The following is an 18,269-nucleotide window of genomic DNA, read 5'->3' on the forward strand; positions in this document are numbered from 1 at the left end:
GCTCGTCGCGTCGGCGGGCCGACCCGGCCGGCCCTACTCGGACGCGTCCGCGTGGGTGTCGGCCGCCGTCTCGGCCCCTGCATCCCCGGCCGCCTCGGCGGCCCGCGCGGCTGCCGTCCCGGGACGGCGCCGCCGCACCCAGCCTGCCACATTGCGCTGGCGCGCCCGTGCGACGCCCATCGCCCCCGGGGGGACGTCGGTGGTGATCACCGAGCCGGCAGCGGTGTAGGCGCCGTCCCCGACGGTGACCGGAGCCACCAGCATGGTGTCCGAGCCGATCCGCACGTGGTCGCCGACGTGGGTGTGGTGCTTGGCCACGCCGTCGTAGTTCACGAAGACCGTCGCCGCCCCGATGTTGGCGCCGCGGCCGATGGTGGCGTCCCCGACGTAGGACAGGTGGGGCACCTTCGAGTCCTCGCCGACCTGCACGTTCTTCGTCTCGACGAAGGCCCCGACCTTGGCCCCGGCGGCCAGCCGGGTGCCCGGCCGCAGGTAGCTAAACGGGCCGACCGTGGCGTGCGGGCCGACCTCGGACCCGAGGACGTGCGAGCGCAGCACGGTGGCGCCCTCGCCCACTGCGGCGTCGACCAGCGTGGTGTCCGGTCCGACGACGGCGCCGGTGGCCACCGACGTCGTCCCCCGGAGGTGGACGCCGGGCTCGAGCAGCGCGTCGGGCGCGACGGTGGCGGTGACGTCGACCCAGGTGGTGGCCGGGTCGACGACGGTGACGCCGGCGCGCATGAGCTCGTCGAGCACCCGGTCGTTGAGCGTGCGGCGACGGGCGGCGAGCTCCCGGCGGTCGTTGCACCCCAGGACGTCGTCCGGGTCCGCGGCCCGGACGGCGGCGACCGGAGCCCCACCGTCGGCCAGCGGGGCGAGCGCGTCGGTGAGGTACTGCTCCCCCTGGGCGTTGTCCGTCGCGAGGCCGCTCAGCACCCGGCGCAGGGTCGCCGCGTTCGCCACGTAGACGCCGGCGTTGACCTCGCGGACGGCCCGCTGCTCGTCGGTGGCGTCGCGCTCCTCGACGATGGCCCGCACCTCACCGCCGGGGCCGCGGATGATGCGTCCGAGCCCCGTCGGGTCCCCGACCTCCGAGGTGAGGACCGTGAACACGCTGCCCGCCGCGCGGTGGCCCTCGACGAGCGCGGCCAGGGTGCCGGCGGTCAGCAGCGGGGCGTCGCCGTTGACCAGCAGCACCGGGCCCTCGAGCTCAGGGACGGCGGCCAGTGCGACCGCCGCCGCGTGCCCGGACCCGCGCTGCTCGGCCTGCAGCACCGGCTGCGCGCCGGGGGCGACCTGCGCCAGGTGCTCCTCGACGGCCTCGCGGCCGGCGCCGACGACCACGAGGGTGTGCCGGGCGGCCAGCGGCTCGGTCGCCGCGAGGACGTGGCCGAGCATGCTGCGCCCGCCGAGGGCGTGCAGCACCTTGGGCAGCGCGGACCTCATGCGGGTGCCCTGCCCGGCGGCGAGGACGACGACGGCGGCGATCCCGCCCTCGGGGGCGGCACCGGGCTGCAGCGGTTCGGACACGGGTCTCCTCGGGCATCGGCTGCTGCTGGGGGACTCGGACTCGAACCGAGACTTCCCGGCTCCAAAGGCCGGCGGGCTGCCGATTACCCCATCCCCCACTGCGGACGGCGTGGACACCGGTCCGGCGTCCTCCGTGAGCCTAGGCGCCCGGTCCACCGACCCCGCTCCGGCGCCCGGGAGGCAGGCCTCCCTACGGTGACGTAGGTTACGGAGCCGTACCGGTACGGCGGCCTCGCCGGACCGCACGACGCGACCTGGAGGCCGCTTGTCCGCTCCCGCCACCACCCGGCCCACGGCCCCGGTCCTCCGGCCCGCCGTCCCCGACGCCGGGCTCCCGGCCAACGCCTTCGGCAAGGAGAAGGGGGTGCTCGAGCAGGTCACGCTGTACGTCTTCGTCGTCGTCCCGTTCCTGGCCCTGGCCGCCGTCGTGCCGGCCGTCTGGGGTTGGGGCCTGTCCTGGCTCGACGTCGGGCTGGCCGTCGGCTTCTACTTCCTGACCCTGCTCGGCATCACCGTCGGCTACCACCGCTACTTCACCCACGGCTCGTTCAAGGCCGCCCGCCCGCTGCGGATCGCCCTGGCCGTCGTCGGCTGCATGGCCATCCAGGGGCCGGTCGTGCAGTGGGTCGCCGACCACCGCCGCCACCACGCCTTCTCCGACCGCGAGGGCGACCCGCACTCCCCGTGGCGCTACGGCACCGACGCCCGCGCGCTGCTCAAGGGCATGTGGCACGCCCACCTGGGCTGGCTGTTCGACCGCCGGCAGACCAACGCCGAGCGCTACGCCCCCGACCTGCTCAAGGACGACGCGCTGCGGCGCACCAGCCGGCTGTTCATCCTCTGGGCCTTCCTCAGCCTCGCCCTGCCGGCGGTCATCGGCGGCCTGGTGACGGCGAGCTGGACCGGCGCCTGGACGGCGTTCTTCTGGGCGGGGCTGGTGCGGATGGCACTGCTGCACCACGTGACCTGGTCGATCAACTCGGTGTGCCACGTGCTGGGCGACCGTCCGTTCGCCTCCCGGGACCGCGCGACCAACTTCTGGCCGCTGGCGATCCTCAGCGCCGGGGAGTCGTGGCACAACCTGCACCACGCCGACCCGACCTGCGCCCGGCACGGCGTGCTGCGCGGGCAGATCGACATCAGCGCCCGGGTGATCTGGGTGTTCGAGAAGCTGGGCTGGGCCCACGGCGTGAAGTGGCCCGACCCGGTCCGGCTGGCGGCCAAGCGCCGCACGCCGGTGACGGCCACGTCCTGAACGACCCCGCGGGACCGCCGCACCCGCGCGGGCGACCGGGCCCCCACCGGGCGCCCGCGCCGGGCAGCGGGTCCGGCGGTCCGGCCCGGTCCCGGGTGCGGATGACCGCCGCCCAGCGGCGGGCGCAGCTCCTCGACGTCGGCCGGGAGGTCTTCGCCCAGCGCGGCTACGAGGGCACCTCCATCGAGGAGCTCGCCGCGCGCGCCGACGTCAGCAAGCCGGTGGTCTACGAGCACTTCGGCGGCAAGGAGGGCCTCTACGCCGTCGTCGTCGACCGGGAGATGCAGCGGCTGCTGGACCGCTTCACCTCGGCCCTGGCCGCCGGCGGCCCGCTCCGCGAGCTGCTGGAGCGCGCGGCCCTGGTGCTGCTGGACTACATCGAGCAGGACACCGACGGCTTCCGGGTGCTCTCCCGCGACTCCCCCGTGGCCGGCGCCCCCGACGGCGCGCCGTCGCTGATCGGCGAGGTCGCCCACCGGGTCGAGCACGTCCTCGCCGCGCAGTTCGGCGACCGCGGCCCCGACCCGGCGCTGGCCGAGCTGTACAGCCAGGCACTGGTCGGGATGGTCGCCCAGGTCGGCCAGTGGTGGCTCGAGCGCGGGTCGCCGACCAAGCAGGAGGTGGCGGCCCACCTGGTCGACCTCGCCTACGACGGCCTCGCGCACCTGCGGACCCGGTGTCCTCCCGGTGGCCCTCTCACCGGTTGACGGACCCCGTCCTCCCCACCCTTCGCGAGCTCAGGGCGGTGCCCTGGACGGGGCCGCGGCGAGCCTCCGGACGGGGCCGGGTGGTGGAGGGGTCCTTCACCCGACGAGCCGGGCGCCGGGCACCGGCCCGTGCACGGCGCGCACGGTGCGGTAGACGCCCTCGCCCGCCAGCACCGCGGTCAGCCGCACGGCGGCGTCCTCGTCCTCGGCGAGGGCGGCCACCGTGGGGCCCGAGCCGCTGACGACCGCCGCGGCCGCACCGGCCCCGGTCGCGGCCCGCAGGGCCCGCCGCAGGTCCGGGCGCAGCGAGAGCGCCGGCGGCTGCAGGTCGTTGCCCAGCGCGGCGGCCAGCGCGGGCACCGGGCCGCTGCGCAGCGCCGCGATCACCGGGTCGGGCGAGGACAGCTGCTCGCCGCCGGGCACACGGCCCTCGGCGCGCAGCCGGTCCAGCTCGGCGTAGACCGCCGGCGTGGACAGCCCCTCACCGGCGATGCCCAGCACCCAGTCCCACCGCCGGCGGGCCAGCACCGGTGACAGCTGCTCCCCGCGACCGGACCCCAGGGCCACCCCGCCGAGCAGGCTGAACGGGACGTCGCTGCCGAGCCGGGCGGCGAGCGCGGTGAGCTCGCCGCGGGTGGCGTGGGTGCCCCACAGCGCGTCGAGGGCGACCAGCGCCGCCGCGGCGTCCGCGCTGCCGCCGGCGAGCCCCGCGGCGGCCGGGATCGACTTGTCGATTGTGATGGCGGCGTCGGCCGGCACCCCCGCCCGCTCGGCCAGCAGCTCGGCGGCCCGCCAGACGAGGTTGCGGCGGTCCGCCGGGACGGCGTCGGGCCCGGTGCCCGTCGCCCCCTCGCCGGTGACGGCGAGGGACAGCCCGTCGCCCGGGCCCACGGTCACCGTGTCGAACAGCGAGACGGCCAGGTAGACGGTGCGCAGCTCGTGGAAGCCGTCGGGGCGCAGCGGCCCGACGGCCAGGTGCACGTTGACCTTGGCCGGGGCGCGGGCGACGACGGTGCCGTCGCCCGCCAGCCGGCCGGGACCGCCGGGTGAGGACCAGCTCATGCCGGCGCCTCCGTCGCGGCCAGCCGGGCGAAGTCGGTGACCGACAGCTGCTCGCCGCGGGTGGCGGGGTCGATGCCCGCGGCGCGCAGCCGCGCCTCGGCGGCCGGGGGGCTGCCGGCCCAGCGGGCCAGCGCCGCCCGCAGCCCCTTGCGGCGGGTGGCGAACGCGGCGTCGATGACGGCGAACGTGGCGGCGCGGTCCCCCGGCGGCGGCGGGCGGCGGTCGAGGGCGACCAGGCCGGAGTCGACGTTGGGCTCGGGCCAGAAGACGCGGCGGCCGATGTTGCCGGCGCGGCGGACCTCCCCGTACCAGGCGGCCTTCGCCGACGGCACGCCGTAGGCGGGCGAGCCGGGCGCCGCGGCGAGCCGCTCGGCGACCTCGGCCTGCACGAGGACGAGCGCGCGCCGCAGCGTCGGCAGCAGCTCCAGCAGGTGCAGCAGGACGGGCACCGCCACGTTGTACGGCAGGTTGGCCACGAGCGCCGTGGGAGGCGGCCCCGGGATCTCCCGGATGCGCAGCGCGTCGGCCTCGACGACGGTCAGCCGGCCGGCCAGCGCGGGCGCCCGCTCGGCCACCGTGCGGGGCAGCAGGGCGGCCAGCCGGGGGTCGATCTCCACGGCGGTGACGTGGGCGGCGGCGGGGAGCAGGCCGAGGGTGAGCGAGCCGAGGCCGGGGCCGACCTCGAGGACGACGTCCTGGGCGGTCAGCTCGGCGGTCCGCACGATGCGCCGGATCGTGTTGGCGTCGTGCAGGAAGTTCTGCCCGAGGCTCTTCGTCGGACGCAGCTGGAGCTGCTGGGCCAGCTCGCGGATCGCGGCCGGACCCAGCAGCTCGGTGTGCTCGGCCGGGGTGTTCAGCAGGACCCGATCAGCCGAAGAGCCTGGAGCCGCAGTGCGGCCACTGGCCGGCGCCGGAACGGGCGTAGAGCATCTGGGCCCGCATCGTCTGCTCCTCCGCGGAGGCGGCCGCCGGGTCGCCGGAACCGCCGACCGCGGCCCAGGTGGTCGTGGAGAACTGGTACATGCCGCGGTACTTGCCCGTGCCGCTGACCGCGTTGGGCCGGCCACCGGACTCGCACTTGGCCAGCGCCGCCCAGTCCAGCCCGTCGGCGGTCGCCGGGACGCTGCCCGACGTGGCGGGGCGCTCCTTGGTGCCGACGGTGACCAGCTCGTCGACCGGCTCGCGGGTGACGGTGGTGGACAGCTGCTCGCGGCCGGTCTCGACGCCGTCGGTGACGGTGACGCGGAACGTGGTCACCTGCTCACCCTCCACGCCCTCCTGGATCACGGTGTCGTCGCCCTCGAGCGCCTCGGGGTCCTCGGTCTCGACGCGCTCGTAGTCGAGCACCTCGGTGACCCCGACCTCGCTGACCTGCACGCGGTAGACCTGCAGCCGCATCCCGGCCAGCAGCGGCTGCCGCGGGTACAGGCTCGTGCGGTCGGTCCCGCCCAGGGTGACGCCCTGCTCGGCCAGCAGGTCCCCCGCGGTGGCGGCGGTGGTGGTGACGACCCGCTCCTGGCCGTCGACGACGAGCGTGACGTCCTTGGGCGTGGTGATCGACAGCGCCATCCCGTCGAGCGGGAGCCGCTCGCTGCGGCTCGCCGAGACGACCAGGCCCTCGGCGCGGTAGCCGAGCTGCGCGAGCGCCTCGTCGACCGACAGCGCGGTCACGTAGACCTCGCGCGACACGCCGTCGACGGTGAGCGTCAGCGGGCGGGCCCGGTTGACCACGACGGAGTCGCCGTCGGCGACGGCGGACTCGGCGTCCGGGAGCACGACGTCGTGCGACTGCGTCTGCAGCCCCTCGTCCGCGAGCACCTCACCGACGGTGGCGGCGTACGTGCGGATCTCCCGCGCCTGCCCGTCGACGGTGAGCGTCAGGGACTTCTGCGCGGCGAAGTAGGCCACGGAGCCGCCCACGAGTCCGATCAGGACCAGGGCGAAGAGGACGGACTTCAGCGATCGGGGCACGACACTTCCAGGGCTCAGGAGACCCGGGAGGAGGCACGCGTCCGGGCACACGCCGGCTGGCGGGTACCGAGCGCGACCCGGCTCGGACGGCAGACGACCGGGAGGCGAGGCTCCCGGTCGTGGTGCCCTCCGGGTCGGTTCCCCACCCCGGCTGGTCACGACACGATAACGAACACGATGCGTCTGGCGACGGTGCGCGACGAGTGAACCAGCGAGACGACGTGTCGACTCGGGGACGCGCCGACACGCTCGGTGACCGACGCGCCTGGTGGGACGGGTGTGACAGATGCGCAGCGTGAGATCTAAGGGGTGACCAAGCCCACGGTGTGACAGCGACCAGAACGGGTCAGCGGCCTCGCGGACGTGGACCGGTCATCGACCAGGGTGCTGGCAGGAGCCGCCCCGCGAGGCGGGGCGAGGAGTGGGGGCCGGAGGCTTCCGCGATCGAGCACCGGGTGCGGCTCACGGCAGGTCGGGGACGGATGTTGGCCGCGGTGCCCACGGGTGCCGCCCCGGGAGGCGGGGCGAGGAGTGGGGGCCGGAGGCTCCCGCGATCGAGCACCGGGTGCGGCTCACGGCAGGTCGGGCACGGCACCTGGCCGCGGTGTCGTCCGGAGGACGACGATGTCACGGGTCACGTCGTCAGCGCGCGGTCGTCCACCCGGACGGGCTTGAGCCAGGTCACCAGGAAGACGGCGAGGGCGAGGCCGGCGGCCAGTCCCGCGAAGCCACCCGCGACCAGCGCCACCGGCAGCAGGTCGATGCCCTCTGTGACCCGGTCGCCGAGGTCGATGCCGGCCGCCAGCAGCAGGGCACCGAGCGGCAGCAGCGCCAGCACGCTGACGGCCGCGGCGACGAGGTGCGCCGTCCAGGTGCGCAGCGCCTCGTCGACCGGCACGTCGGCACCCTCGGCGGGCAGCGGGCGCACCAGTGCGCGCAGCAGGGCCACCTCGGCGAGCACCCAGGCGACCAGCGGGACGGCAACCGCCACCCAGCCGACGCTGTCGGGCAGCTCCCCGCGCCGCCACATGAGGACGGCGACGACCAGCTCGGCGGCGACGACCGCGCGCATCGACCAGAGCAGCACCAGCGAGATCAGCTCGGACTGGCGGGGACGGCGCGCGGGCGAGCTGGTCCGCCAGCGCGACCGGGGGCGGGTCGCCTCCGCCAGGACGACGCCCAGCAGCAGACCCAGGACGAGGGCGGGCAGCCAGAGGAACACCGACGCCTCGGCGAAGACGGCGATGCTGGCGCCGATGGCGGCCACGCCGAGGAGCAGGCCCAGCCTCCGGACCCGCCGTCCGTGCTGGGCCTGGCGTGCCACGACGGCGAGCCCCTCCGGGGTCGGGGTGGTGAACCCGACCGCCGCCGCGGCGACGGCCCGGCGGCCGGCGGCCAGGGCCCAGGCACGGGCCAGCAGGACGCCGGGGACCAGCACGGCGATGAACAGCACGACGGCGATGAGGCGGCCCACGGGGTCAGTGTCCCCCCGAACCGCGCGACGTGACGGACCGGAACGGCCTTCCTGCAGGGGCCCGCCGCGAGCGTGCACGTGGCGGGCGGCGGGAGGGTCCGCTCACCAGCTCCCGAAGACGCGCTCGGCGTTCGCGGTGAGGTGGGCGCAGAGCTCCTCGAGCTGCACGCCGGTGACGTCGGCCAGCGCGCGCACCGTGTGGGGCACCAGCCGGGAGGCGTTGGGCCGGCCGCGGTACGGGGCCGGGGTGAGGAACGGCGAGTCGGTCTCCACCAGCAGCTGGCCGACCGGCGCCAGCGCGGCGGCCTCCCGCAGGTGGCCCGCGTTGCCGAAGGTCAGCGTGCCGGCGAAGGAGAGCACGAAGCCGCGCTCGACGCAGGCCTTCGCGAAGACGGCGTCGCCGGAGAAGCAGTGGAACACCGTGTGCTCGGGGGCGCCCTCGTCGTCCAGGACGCGGAGGATCTCCTCGTGGGCGTCCCGGTCGTGGATGACCAGGGCGCTGCCGTGCCGCTTCGCGATCCGGACGTGCTCGCGGAACGACGCCTCCTGGGCCGCCCAGCCCTCCGGCCCGGTGCGGAACCGGTCCAGGCCGGTCTCGCCCACCGCGCGCACCCGGGGCAGCGCCGCCAGCCGGTCGATCTCGGCCAGGGCGTCGTCGATCGCCGCACCCGCACCGGCCTCGTTCGGGTGCAGCGCGACCGCGGCGAGCACGTTCGGGTGCCGCTCGGCCAGCGCCGCCGACCAGCGCGACGACGCCACATCGACACCCACCTGGACCAGCCGCGGCACGTTCACCGCGACCGCCGCTGCGATCTCGGCGTCCACGGCGTCGTCGTCCGCCCACTCCCCGTGCTCGCCGTCGGCGGGCCGCTCCCCCAGGACGATGTCGAGGTGGGTGTGGCTGTCCAGCGCCGGTGAGGGCAGCGGCTCCGGGGACGGCGGGGGCTCGCCCCGCCTGTTCGCGCGGGAGGCGGCCGAGCGGCTCATGCGCCGCCCTCCTCCAGCCGGCGCAGCTCCTCCTCCACCACCGACTCGTCGAGCTTGGTGAAGATCGGCTTCGGCGGGGCCAGCGGCGTTCCGGGGGCGGCCAGCGGCGTGGAAGCCCAGACCGCCTGTCCCTGGTCGTAGGGGCCGGTGATGATCGGGTACGGCGAACCGTCGTCGAGGTCGGTGACCTCGTGGATCTCCGGGGCGACCGACCACACGCCGTCGCCACCGAGCAGCTCGTGCACCTGCTGGGCCGAGTGCGGGAGGAACGGCGTCAGCAGGGCGTTGCAGTCCTTGATCGCCTGCAGCGCCGTGTGCAGGACGGTGTCCCGGCGGGACGGGTCCTCCTTGAGCTTCCACGGCGCCTGGTCGGACAGGTACTTGTTCGCCTCGGCGACCACCCGCATCGCCTCGCCGATCGCGGCCTTCTGCCGGTTGCGGGACAGCAGCTCGCCGACCGGGCCGAAGGCGCCCGACGTCGTGGCCAGCAGGGCGCGGTCGTCGTCGGTCAGCTCGCCGGGGGTGGGCACCGCGCCCACGTTCTTGGCCGCCATCGACACCGAGCGGTTGACCAGGTTGCCCCAGCCGGCGACCAGCTCGTCGTTGTTGCGGCGGCGGAACTCCGACCAGGTGAAGTCGGTGTCCTGGTTCTCCGGGCCGGCGACGGCGATGAAGTAGCGGAGCGCGTCGGCGTCGTAGCGGGCGAGGAAGTCGCGCACGTAGATGACGACCTGGCGGCTGCTCGAGAACTTCCGCCCCTCCATCGTGAGGAACTCGCTGGACACGACCTCGGTGGGCAGGTTGAGCCGGCCGAGCGAGCCGGCCTCGCCGCCCCTGTCGCCCTCGCCGTTGTAGCCGAGCAGCTGGGCGGGCCAGATCTCGGAGTGGAAGACGATGTTGTCCTTGCCCATGAAGTAGTAGGCGTCGGAGTCCGGCGCCTGCCACCACTGCCGCCACGCGTCCGGGTCGCCGGAGCGGCGAGCCCACTCGATCGACGCCGACAGGTAGCCGACGACGGCGTCGAACCACACGTAGATGCGCTTGTCGGGCCGGTCGCGCCAGCCGTCCAGCGGCACCGGCACGCCCCAGTCGATGTCGCGGGTGTAGCTGCGCGGCTTGAGGTCGTCGAGCAGGTTGACGCTGAAGTTCAGGACGTTGGGCCGCCAGCTCTTCCGCGTGGCCAGCCAGTCCCCGAGCGCCTTGGTGAACGCCGGCAGGTCGAGGAAGTAGTGCTCGCTCTCGACGAACTTCGGCGTCTCGCCGTTGATCCGGCTGACCGGGTTGATCAGGTCGGTCGGGTCCAGCTGGTTGCCGCAGTTGTCGCACTGGTCGCCGCGGGCGCCGTCGTAGCCGCAGATGGGGCAGGTGCCCTCGATGTAGCGGTCGGGCAGGGTGCGGCCGGTCGAGGGGCTGATCGCGCCGAGCGTCGTCTTCGGGAAGACGTAGCCGTTCTTGAGCAGCCCCAGGAAGATCTCCTGGCTGATCGCGGCGTGGTTGCCGGTCGTCGTCCGGGTGAACAGGTCGTAGCTCAGCCCCAGCGACTGCAGGTCGTTCACGATGATCCGGTTGTTCCGGTCGGCGATCTCCCGCGGGCTCACGCCCTCGGCGTCGGCCGCGACGGTGATCGGCGTGCCGTGCTCGTCGGTGCCGCTGACCATGAGGACCTTGTCCCCGGCCATGCGGTGGTACCGGCTGAAGACGTCGGAGGGGACGCCGAAGCCGGAGACGTGGCCGATGTGCCGCGGGCCGTTGGCGTAGGGCCAGGCCACGGCGGTCAGGATGTGCCGATCACTCACGGCACGAGCCTAGGCGGCGGCGTCCACCCGGTTCAGCGCTGGCTGGTGCCCGCCGTCGCCGGCGCGTCGTTCCCCGTGTCGGGCACCGGGGTGCCGAGCGCGACGGCGACCAGGGCCAGGCCGATGACGGCGAGGGTGGCCACCCGGGTCCGGGCGCCGACGGCGGCGGGTTCGGGACGGCGGGGCGCGCGGGGCCCCGCCGCGACCCAGGCGACGACCGACGGCGCGCCGACGAGCAGCAGCTTCCCGACCGGCAGGCCGAGGGCCAGCAGCGCGAGGGCGGGCAGCGGCAGGGCGACCGGCAGCGCGTCGAACAGCGGGGTGAGCAGCGCGAGCGCCAGCAGGGCGCCCACGAGCGCGACCTCGGCGGTCGCCACGGCGGTGTAGAGCCGGCGTCCGGACCGGTCGAGCAGCAGCACGCCGCCACCGGCGCAGAGCACGACCCAGGCCGCGAGGAGCAGCAGCAGGAGCGCCGCGACGGAACCGGGCGGCCGCACCGCGGACAGCAGCAGGCCGTCGAGCCCGGTCAGCCCACCGGCGAGCAGCGCCACGGCCTCCACGGCGCCGATGGCCGCGGCCGCCAGCACGGTGGACGGCGGCCGGCGCCGGCCGGTGGACGGCGACGCCGCGCGCGGGGTCCCGCGGGCGTCGAGGACGGTGCTCGCCACGGTGGCGCTCTCCCTGGCCGGGGACGACGGTCACCGGTCGGGTCGGCGTGCGTGGCGGGCCGCTGGAGGGCCTGAGCGGGTGGCCTCACCCCTCCGAGGGGGTCACTGGCGGGCGATGTTCTCGGCCGCCGACATCCGCGCCCCGGTGGCCATCCGGCTGTGGCTGCGGCCGTACGCGAAGTACATGACGATGCCCAGCGCCATCCAGAGGAGGAAGCGCAGCCACGTGTCGACGGGGAGGTTGGTCATCAGCCACAGCGAGGCGAGCGCCGAGACGATCGGCAGCACGGGGACCAGCGGCACCCGGAAGGAACGGTGCAGCTCCGGGCGGGTGCGCCGCAGCACCCAGACGCCGATCGACACGAGGAAGAAGGCGAACAGCGTGCCGATGTTCACCAGCTCGGCGAGGGCGGTGAGCGGGATGAACCCGGCGAGCAGCGCGACCACGATGCCGGTGGCGATCGTGATGCGGTACGGGGTGCCGTACCGCGGGTGGACCCTCGCCAGGGCCGGCGGCAGCAGGTGGTCCCGGCTCATCGCGAACAGCACCCGTGACTGGCCGAGCATCAGGATCATCACGACGGAGGTCAGCCCGGCCAGCGCGCCCAGCGAGATGATGCTCGAGAAGACCGGCATCCCGTTGGCGGAGAACGCCCCCGCCAGCGGCGCGGTCGCGCTCAGCTCGGTGTAGTTCTGCATCCCCACGACCACCAGCGAGACCGCCACGTAGAGCAGGGTGCAGATCGCCAGCGAGCCGAGGATCCCGCGCGGCATGTCCCGCTTCGGGTCGCGGGTCTCCTCGGCCGCGGTCGCCACGATGTCGAAGCCGATGAAGGCGAAGAACACGATCGCCGCGCCGGCCAGCACGCCACCCCAGCCGAACGTGCCGGGGCTGAACCCGGTGAGCACCGAGATGAGCGGCGTCTGCAGCCAGCCCTCCTCCCCCGCGGCCGCGGGCTGCGCGGGCGGGACGAACGGCGTGTAGTTCGCAGCCCTGGTGTAGAAGAACCCGACCACGATCACCAGCAGGACGACGACCAGCTTGATCGCCACGATGATGGCGGTCACCCGGGACGAGAGCTTGATCCCGAGGATCAGGACGCCGGTCATCACCAGGGCGATGAGGATCGCCGGGATGTTGACCGTCGCCGTCTCGCCGGCGATCGACGTCGGCAGCGGCGTGCCGACGTCGTCGAGCAGCTGGTTGAGGTAGCCCGACCAGCCGACCGCCACCGTCGCCGCGCCCAGGGCCAGCTCGAGGACGAGGTCCCAGCCGATGATCCAGGCGACGAACTCGCCGAAGGTCGCGTAGGAGAACGTGTACGCCGACCCGGCCACCGGCACGGTCGAGGCGAACTCGGCGTAGCAGATGGCGGCCAGCCCGCAGACGACGCCGGCGATGACGAAGGAGATCGCCACGGCCGGGCCTGCCTGGTCGCGCGCGACGATGCCCGTGAGCACGAAGATGCCGGTGCCGATGATCACGCCGACGCCGAAGACGGTGAGGTCCAGGCCCGACAGGTTCTTCTTGAGCCGGTGCTCCGGTTCGTCGGTGTCCCGGATCGACTCCTCGACGGACTTGACCCGGCGGGTGTTGGTGGCCACGACGTCCCCTCCCCACGGCACGGTCGGACCCCGGCAGCGTGGCACGGGACGGGCCGGACCGCATGCCTACGCTGCCTGCGTCGACCCGGTCGGAGAGGAGTGCGGATGCCCGGCACGGAGGTCCCCCGCGAGACGTCCGGCGTGCTGCCGACGGAGCTGCCCTCGACCCGCCCGCGGCCCGAGGGCCGGCCGCGCACGACGCCGTCCCGACCGGACGGCGCCGGCCCGGTGGTCGACTGCGCCGTCTACGTCGACGGGCGCCGCGAACCCCCGGTCGAGCCGCACGAGGCGCTGCGGGCGGCGGTGGACCGCGGCGGCTTCGTCTGGCTCGGGCTCTACGCGCCGACCGAGGAGGAGCTCGGCACCATCGCCGGCCACTACGGGCTGCACCCGCTGGCGGTCGAGGACGCGGTGTACGCCCACCAGCGGCCCAAGCTCGAGCGCTACGACGACGTCCTGTTCATGGTGCTGACCACCGCCCGCTACGTGGAGCACGACCGGCTGACCGCGACCAGCGAGGTCGTCGACACCGGCGAGGTGATGGTCTTCGTCGGCCCGCACTACGTCATCACCGTGCGGCACGGCGAGCACGGCGGCCTGGCCGACCTGCGCCGCAGCCTGGAGTCCCAGCCCGACCTGCTGTGCCTGGGTCCCTCGTCGGTGCTCTACGCGGTCGCCGACAGCGTGGTCGACTCCTTCGTGGACGTCGCCACCGCGGTCGAGGAGGACGTCGAGGAGCTGGAGGCCTCGGTGTTCAGCCCGGAGCGCACCGACGACATCGGCCGGCTCTACCAGCTCAAGCGGGAGCTGCTGTCGCTGCGCCGGGCGGTGTCCCCGCTGGAGGTGCCGCTGGAGAAGCTGGCCGAGAAGCAGATCGACGTCGTCCCGGCGGCGATGCGGTCCTACTTCCGCGACGTCGAGGACCACGCCATCCGGGTGCGCGACCAGGTCTCCGCCCTCGACGAGCTGCTCACCTCGATCCTGCAGGCGTCGCTGGCCCGGACGTCGATGGCCGACAACGAGGACATGCGCAAGATCAGTGCGTGGGCCGGCATCATCGCCGTCCCCACGGCGATCGCCGGCATCTACGGGATGAACTTCGAGTACATGCCCGAGCTGCGGTGGCGCTACGGCTACTTCGTGGTGCTGCTGCTCATCGTGACCGCCTGCGTGCTGCTCCACCGGGGGTTCAAGCGCAACGGCTGGTTGTGAGCGGCCGCGCCGTGCCGGTCAGACGGCGGCGGCGCCCCCGTCCCGGCCCTCACGACCGGGCCGGCGCCGTCGGACGACGCCGGCGAGGGACGGCCGGGCCTGCGCCGTGCGGACCAGGAGGACGGCCGCGGCCAGAGCGACCTGGACCCCGGCCAGCCCGAGCCCCGACCACACGGCCAGCTCCGACCACGTCAGGGCGCCCGTGTGGGCGTGCGCGCGGGCCGCGGCCGCCCCACCCCCCGGCCCGGTGAGCACCAGCAGGTGGGCCGCGAGCATCGCCGCGTACATGCCGCCGGTCATCGCCCAGGTCCGCACGGTGGGCCTGCGCCAGAGCCCCCGGACGCACGGCACGCAGGCGGCGGCCATGGCGACCAGCAGGACGGCGACCGGCCCGCCCCCGTGCCCCGGGGAGGCGGCCGCCACCAGGTGCAGGGCGATGCACCCGGCACCCAGGGCGGCGGCCGCCTCACCGAGGACCTGCGCCCCGACCGCCGGCCCGGGCACGCTGGACCCGCCCCTCACACCCGACCCGTGGGCAGGTCTCCCTCGGGCGCCCGCTCGGCCCCCACCGTCTCCACCGGCACGGGCTCCTCCTCGGTCGTCCCGACGTCCTGGACCCGTTCCGGTGCGGTGGCGCGGACGTAGAGCAACCAGGCCAGGCCCAGCAGGAGCGCACCCGCGAAGACGTACGGCAGCAGGTTGTACGGCGAGGGCGGCACCGGCACGACGTTCTTGTAGAAGACGTAGAGCAGCGCGACGACGACCACGACCGCCAGGACGGCCGACAGCGGCTTGGCCTCGTTCCGCCTGCGCAGGAAGACCGGCAGTGCGATCGCCATCAGGAGGTAGGCGAGCATGTAGCCGAACGTGCCGATCGTCCCGGTGTAGGCGTAGATGTTCAGCGGGGTCGTGCCCGTCGCCAGCATGACGACCGGCACGACTCCCACGACGGGGGTGATCGCCCAGATGGCCACGTGCGGCGTCTTGTGCTCCCGGTGGGCCCGCCCGAACGCCTGCGGCAGCACCCCCTCCTCGCCCATGGTGTAGAGCACCCGCGATGCGGCGTTGATGCTGGCGATGACGACGGCGAAGAAGGAGGCCGTGACCCCCAGGTCGATCAGCCAGGTCACCCCGCCGAGCCCGTTGTCGCCGGCCAGGTCGCTGATCGGGGCCCCGCTGGAGGCCAGGGCCTCCGGCCCACCGAAGCCGAGGACCGACGCGTACGCGGCGAAGACGTAGAGGAGTCCCACCAGCACCGCGCTGCCGACGACCGCCCGGGGGATGGTCCGGTGCGGGTTGCGTGCCTCCGCGCCGAGGCTGGCCGCGCTCTCGAACCCGACGAAGCCGAGGACGGCGAGCACGATGCCGAAGGTGACGCCGTCGAAGGAGACCCCGTCCAGGCGGAACTGGGACGCGTCGACGGCGAACCCGTTGCGCACCAGGACGACGACGAAGACCGTGAGGACCGCACCGACCGACAGGATCTCCAGCACCAGCCCGAGCCGGGTGGAGAGCTTGATCCCGGCGACGGCGAAGGCCCCGGCGACGACGGCGGCGGCCCCGAAGGCCGCCAGCTGGGCGGCGGTCGAGTCCCCCGGCACGCCGATCGTGGTGAGGAAGCTCCCCAGGTAGATGCCGGTGCCCACGACGCCGACCATGGCGATGCAGGTGTAGCCGATCACCAGCCCCCAGCCGGCCGCGAAGGCGCCGGTGGGTCCCAGCCCGCGGGCGACGTAGCTGTACAGCGAGCCGGAGGACGCCATCCGCCGGGCGAACTGCGCGACGCACAGACCGATGAGGACGACGACGACCGTCGCGATCAGGTAGGGGATCCAGGCCCCGGTGCCGGCGTAGAGGACGATCAGCGCCGGGCCGGTGGCCATGACCGCGGTCGGCGCGATGCCGGCCACCGACTGGGCCATGACCTCGACCTGGCTCATCGAGCCGTGGGCCAGCCCCTGGTCGGAGTGCACACCGGTGGTGTCCGGCCGGGTGCTCACTCGGACACCTGCTCGCGGGCGCTCCCACCGGCGTGCCCGCCGTCGGCGTGGCAGGCCGGTGTCGAGCGCGGCATGTCCAGGGCCGGGTTGCCGTCGAAGAAGCTCACCGGCTTGAGGTGGAAGCCGGCGTAGGTCACGGGCATGACCGGCCAGTCCTCGGGGCGCACCACGTGGTGGGCGCCGAAGGAGTACCAGACGACGACGTCCTGGTCGTCGAGCGACCGGTCGGCCTTCACGAACTCGGGGAGGCCGCCGGCGTTCTGGCTCTGGTTGGGGTAGTCCCCGGCCGCGTAGCGCTCGTTCGGGTCGTACTGCGTCACCCAGAGGTGCTTGTAGGCGAACTGCGCCCGGCTCCAGGCCTGCGAGCCCTCCTGCTGGAGGGGCAGCACGTTCTCCCCCGGCACGAGCTTGTACCCCGCCGGCTGCCCCAGCTCGTTGACCGAGGAGGGGTTGACGACCTGCCAGGTGCGGGCGACGAAGGGGTCGATCAGCCGCTGCGCCTCGCTCTCCCGCGCCAGGAGCGTCTTCTGGGTGACCCAGGCATTGCCGTAGGGGTTGTCCGGGCCGGGTGGCAGGGCGGCGGCGTCGACCTCGTAGACGGAGTTGCGCTCGCCGTCGACCTGCATGTCGAGCCGGACGTTGAAGAAGTGCTGGTGGTGGGGGCCGTACAGGCCGGGGGCGACGAGGGTGCCGAAGCGCGGCTGCTCGCCGACCGGCACCGCACCGGTCGAGATGACGCCGGTCAGCTTGACCTCGTACTGGATCGAGCCGTCGGTGTAGAGGTACCAGAAGAAGCCGTACTCGTAGTTGCCGACGGTGGCGAAGCAGGAGATGACCAGCCGGCGGGAGCGGCGGACCTCCATCTTCTCGGTGCGGAAGTCGGTGTGCTTCCAGCCGACGCCGTAGTCCTCCTCGTGCATGCAGATGGCGTTGGCGATGGTCAGCGGCTGGCCGTCCTGGTCGTTGGCGACGACGTCGAAGTAGTGGATCTCGCCCAGGCAGTCGCAGCCCAGCTGCAGCGGGTTGAGCAGCAGCCCGACCCCGTACTCGCCCTCGTCGAAGACGTTCTTGATCCGGTGGGTGGGCGCCGGGTCGGCGTAGGGGATGTACATCTCCGCCAGGGACGCCCGGTAGACGACCGGGCGCAGGCGCCCGCGGTCCTCGTAGCCGACCTGGTGCAGGACCAGCCCCTCGCGGGGGGTGTAGCCGACCCGCAGCCGCCACTTCTGCCAGCTCACGTGGTGGCCGTCGACGGTGAAGCTGGGGCCCTCGGGCTGGGTGATCTCGATCGGCCGGACGTCGTCCCGGATCGCCGTGTGGGCCGGCCGGTTGTCGTCGTCGAACACCAGCTCCGGCACGTAGTTGCCGGCCTTCTCCGGGAGCGGCACGACCCCGTGGTCACGGACGTCGATGACCTCCATCCTGTCCAGGTCCACCAGCACGACCAGTCCCTCGACGGGCCGGGCGTAGCCGTTGTCGTCCTCCCGGGTCCGGACGAACGTCAACGGCCGGATGAGGCGGCGGCCGAGCGGGTCCTCGATGTCGTAGCCGGCGGCCCAGGGGTCGATCATCGCCAGCGAGAAGTCGGTCACCCCGCGCTTGCGCATGGCCTCCTGCCAGCGCGGGTCGGCACGGGTGATCTCCTCGGTGCTGAAGAACTCCTCCAGCATCACGCCCGGCTGCACGCCCTCCACGACCTCCCACGACGTCACCACCCCGGAGGTCAGGGACACCGTGGCCTCGATCGTCTGCTGGTGCCCGCGGTCGTAGAGCACGGCGAAGGCCACCCGCTCCGGCGGCTCGGTCCCCTGCCGGTCGTGGTCGAGGACCTCGCGCTTGTCCGGTTCCTGCAGCGCGACGGAGACGAAGCGGACCCGGGGGTCCTGCCCGCGCTGCTCGCGGATGATGGCCGACGCCCGGGCGATCTCCTCCGCGTCGAGCGGCTCGAGGGGGTGCCGGCTCGTCGTGGTGGTGGGCTGGGGCAGCTGGATGACCACGGGCT

The 18,269-nt window shown here is 74.1% G+C and carries 15 protein-coding genes and 1 tRNA gene; 3 read left to right on the forward strand and 13 right to left on the reverse strand.

The window, feature by feature from the left end:
* Positions 1-33: 33 nt before the first annotated feature.
* On the reverse strand, positions 34-1,530 hold the full coding sequence (glmU, locus tag BLR12_RS01710) for a bifunctional UDP-N-acetylglucosamine diphosphorylase/glucosamine-1-phosphate N-acetyltransferase GlmU (RefSeq protein ID WP_091372616.1): 1,497 nt from the start codon (positions 1,528-1,530) through the stop codon (positions 34-36).
* 25 nt (positions 1,531-1,555) lie between these two features.
* Positions 1,556-1,628 (reverse strand) — tRNA-Gln (locus tag BLR12_RS01715).
* 167 nt (positions 1,629-1,795) lie between these two features.
* On the opposite strand from BLR12_RS01715, the gene BLR12_RS01720 reads away from it, so the two are divergent.
* Together BLR12_RS01720 and BLR12_RS01725 are read left to right on the forward strand one after the other, a co-directional pair.
* Positions 1,796-2,785 carry an acyl-CoA desaturase gene (locus BLR12_RS01720; protein WP_091372619.1) on the forward strand — a complete coding sequence of 330 codons (990 nt, stop codon included), beginning with the start codon at positions 1,796-1,798 and terminating at the stop codon, positions 2,783-2,785.
* A gap of 101 nt (positions 2,786-2,886) precedes the next feature.
* Positions 2,887-3,492, forward strand: coding sequence for a TetR/AcrR family transcriptional regulator (locus BLR12_RS01725; protein WP_091374200.1), 606 nt, complete (start codon positions 2,887-2,889; stop codon positions 3,490-3,492).
* Between the two features lie 96 nt (positions 3,493-3,588).
* Here BLR12_RS01725 and BLR12_RS01730 read toward each other — a convergent pair whose 3' ends face one another.
* The 8 genes from BLR12_RS01730 to BLR12_RS01765 all read right to left on the reverse strand — a co-directional run bounded on the left by BLR12_RS01730 (position 3,589) and on the right by BLR12_RS01765 (position 13,055).
* Positions 3,589-4,554 carry a 4-(cytidine 5'-diphospho)-2-C-methyl-D-erythritol kinase gene (locus BLR12_RS01730; RefSeq protein WP_091372621.1) on the reverse strand — a complete coding sequence of 322 codons (966 nt, stop codon included), beginning with the start codon at positions 4,552-4,554 and terminating at the stop codon, positions 3,589-3,591.
* Complete coding sequence (gene rsmA, locus BLR12_RS01735) at positions 4,551-5,276, reverse strand: 16S rRNA (adenine(1518)-N(6)/adenine(1519)-N(6))-dimethyltransferase RsmA (protein WP_255363238.1); 726 nt, start codon at positions 5,274-5,276, stop codon at positions 4,551-4,553. The genes BLR12_RS01730 and rsmA overlap by 4 nt, the downstream gene beginning before the upstream one ends.
* A gap of 145 nt (positions 5,277-5,421) precedes the next feature.
* A complete protein-coding gene (locus BLR12_RS01740; RefSeq protein ID WP_091372623.1) occupies positions 5,422-6,525 on the reverse strand; it encodes a resuscitation-promoting factor in 1,104 nt (367 codons plus the stop codon).
* Between the two features lie 634 nt (positions 6,526-7,159).
* Positions 7,160-7,999, reverse strand: a complete 840-nt coding sequence (locus BLR12_RS01745; RefSeq protein ID WP_091372626.1) for a hypothetical protein — start codon at positions 7,997-7,999, stop codon at positions 7,160-7,162.
* Between the two features lie 102 nt (positions 8,000-8,101).
* Positions 8,102-8,986 (reverse strand): TatD family hydrolase, encoded by an 885-nt coding sequence (locus tag BLR12_RS01750; protein ID WP_091372628.1) that lies wholly within the window; start codon positions 8,984-8,986, stop codon positions 8,102-8,104.
* On the reverse strand, positions 8,983-10,782 hold the full coding sequence (metG, locus tag BLR12_RS01755) for a methionine--tRNA ligase (protein ID WP_091372631.1): 1,800 nt from the start codon (positions 10,780-10,782) through the stop codon (positions 8,983-8,985). Before metG ends, BLR12_RS01750 begins: the two co-directional genes overlap by 4 nt.
* Before the next feature lie 32 nt (positions 10,783-10,814).
* Complete coding sequence (locus BLR12_RS01760) at positions 10,815-11,450, reverse strand: hypothetical protein (RefSeq protein WP_091372634.1); 636 nt, start codon at positions 11,448-11,450, stop codon at positions 10,815-10,817.
* Between the two features lie 102 nt (positions 11,451-11,552).
* Positions 11,553-13,055 carry an amino acid permease gene (locus tag BLR12_RS01765; RefSeq protein ID WP_091372636.1) on the reverse strand — a complete coding sequence of 501 codons (1,503 nt, stop codon included), beginning with the start codon at positions 13,053-13,055 and terminating at the stop codon, positions 11,553-11,555.
* A 105-nt stretch (positions 13,056-13,160) separates the two neighbouring features.
* Between BLR12_RS01765 and corA the strand changes: the two genes are divergently transcribed.
* On the forward strand, positions 13,161-14,267 hold the full coding sequence (gene corA, locus BLR12_RS01770; RefSeq protein ID WP_091372639.1) for a magnesium/cobalt transporter CorA: 1,107 nt from the start codon (positions 13,161-13,163) through the stop codon (positions 14,265-14,267).
* A gap of 18 nt (positions 14,268-14,285) precedes the next feature.
* Here corA and BLR12_RS01775 read toward each other — a convergent pair whose 3' ends face one another.
* Genes BLR12_RS01775 through BLR12_RS01785 form a run of 3 tightly spaced genes read right to left on the reverse strand, consistent with a single transcriptional unit; the run spans position 14,286 to position 18,264 of the window.
* Entirely contained in the window at positions 14,286-14,771 is a 486-nt protein-coding gene (locus BLR12_RS01775; RefSeq protein WP_091372641.1) for a hypothetical protein, read from the reverse strand.
* Positions 14,772-14,785: 14 nt separating this feature from the next.
* Positions 14,786-16,267: an APC family permease gene (locus tag BLR12_RS01780; RefSeq protein WP_255363239.1), complete on the reverse strand. Its 1,482-nt coding sequence runs from the start codon at positions 16,265-16,267 to the stop codon at positions 14,786-14,788.
* Entirely contained in the window at positions 16,264-18,264 is a 2,001-nt protein-coding gene (locus tag BLR12_RS01785) for a primary-amine oxidase (RefSeq protein WP_176832303.1), read from the reverse strand. The genes BLR12_RS01780 and BLR12_RS01785 overlap by 4 nt, the downstream gene beginning before the upstream one ends.
* Positions 18,265-18,269 lie beyond the last annotated feature (5 nt).

This window comes from Geodermatophilus sp. DSM 45219 (genome assembly GCF_900104025.1).
GTDB lineage: Bacteria > Actinomycetota > Actinomycetes > Mycobacteriales > Geodermatophilaceae > Geodermatophilus.

Coding starts and splice junctions, on each gene's coding strand:
- BLR12_RS01725 (WP_091374200.1), top strand. CDS start 2,887: ATGACCGCCGCCCAGCGGCGGGCGCAGCTCCTCGACGTCGGCCGGGAG.
- corA (WP_091372639.1), top strand. CDS start 13,161: ATGCCCGGCACGGAGGTCCCCCGCGAGACGTCCGGCGTGCTGCCGACG.
- BLR12_RS01750 (WP_091372628.1), bottom strand. CDS start 8,986: ATGAGCCGCTCGGCCGCCTCCCGCGCGAACAGGCGGGGCGAGCCCCCG.
- BLR12_RS01730 (WP_091372621.1), bottom strand. CDS start 4,554: ATGAGCTGGTCCTCACCCGGCGGTCCCGGCCGGCTGGCGGGCGACGGC.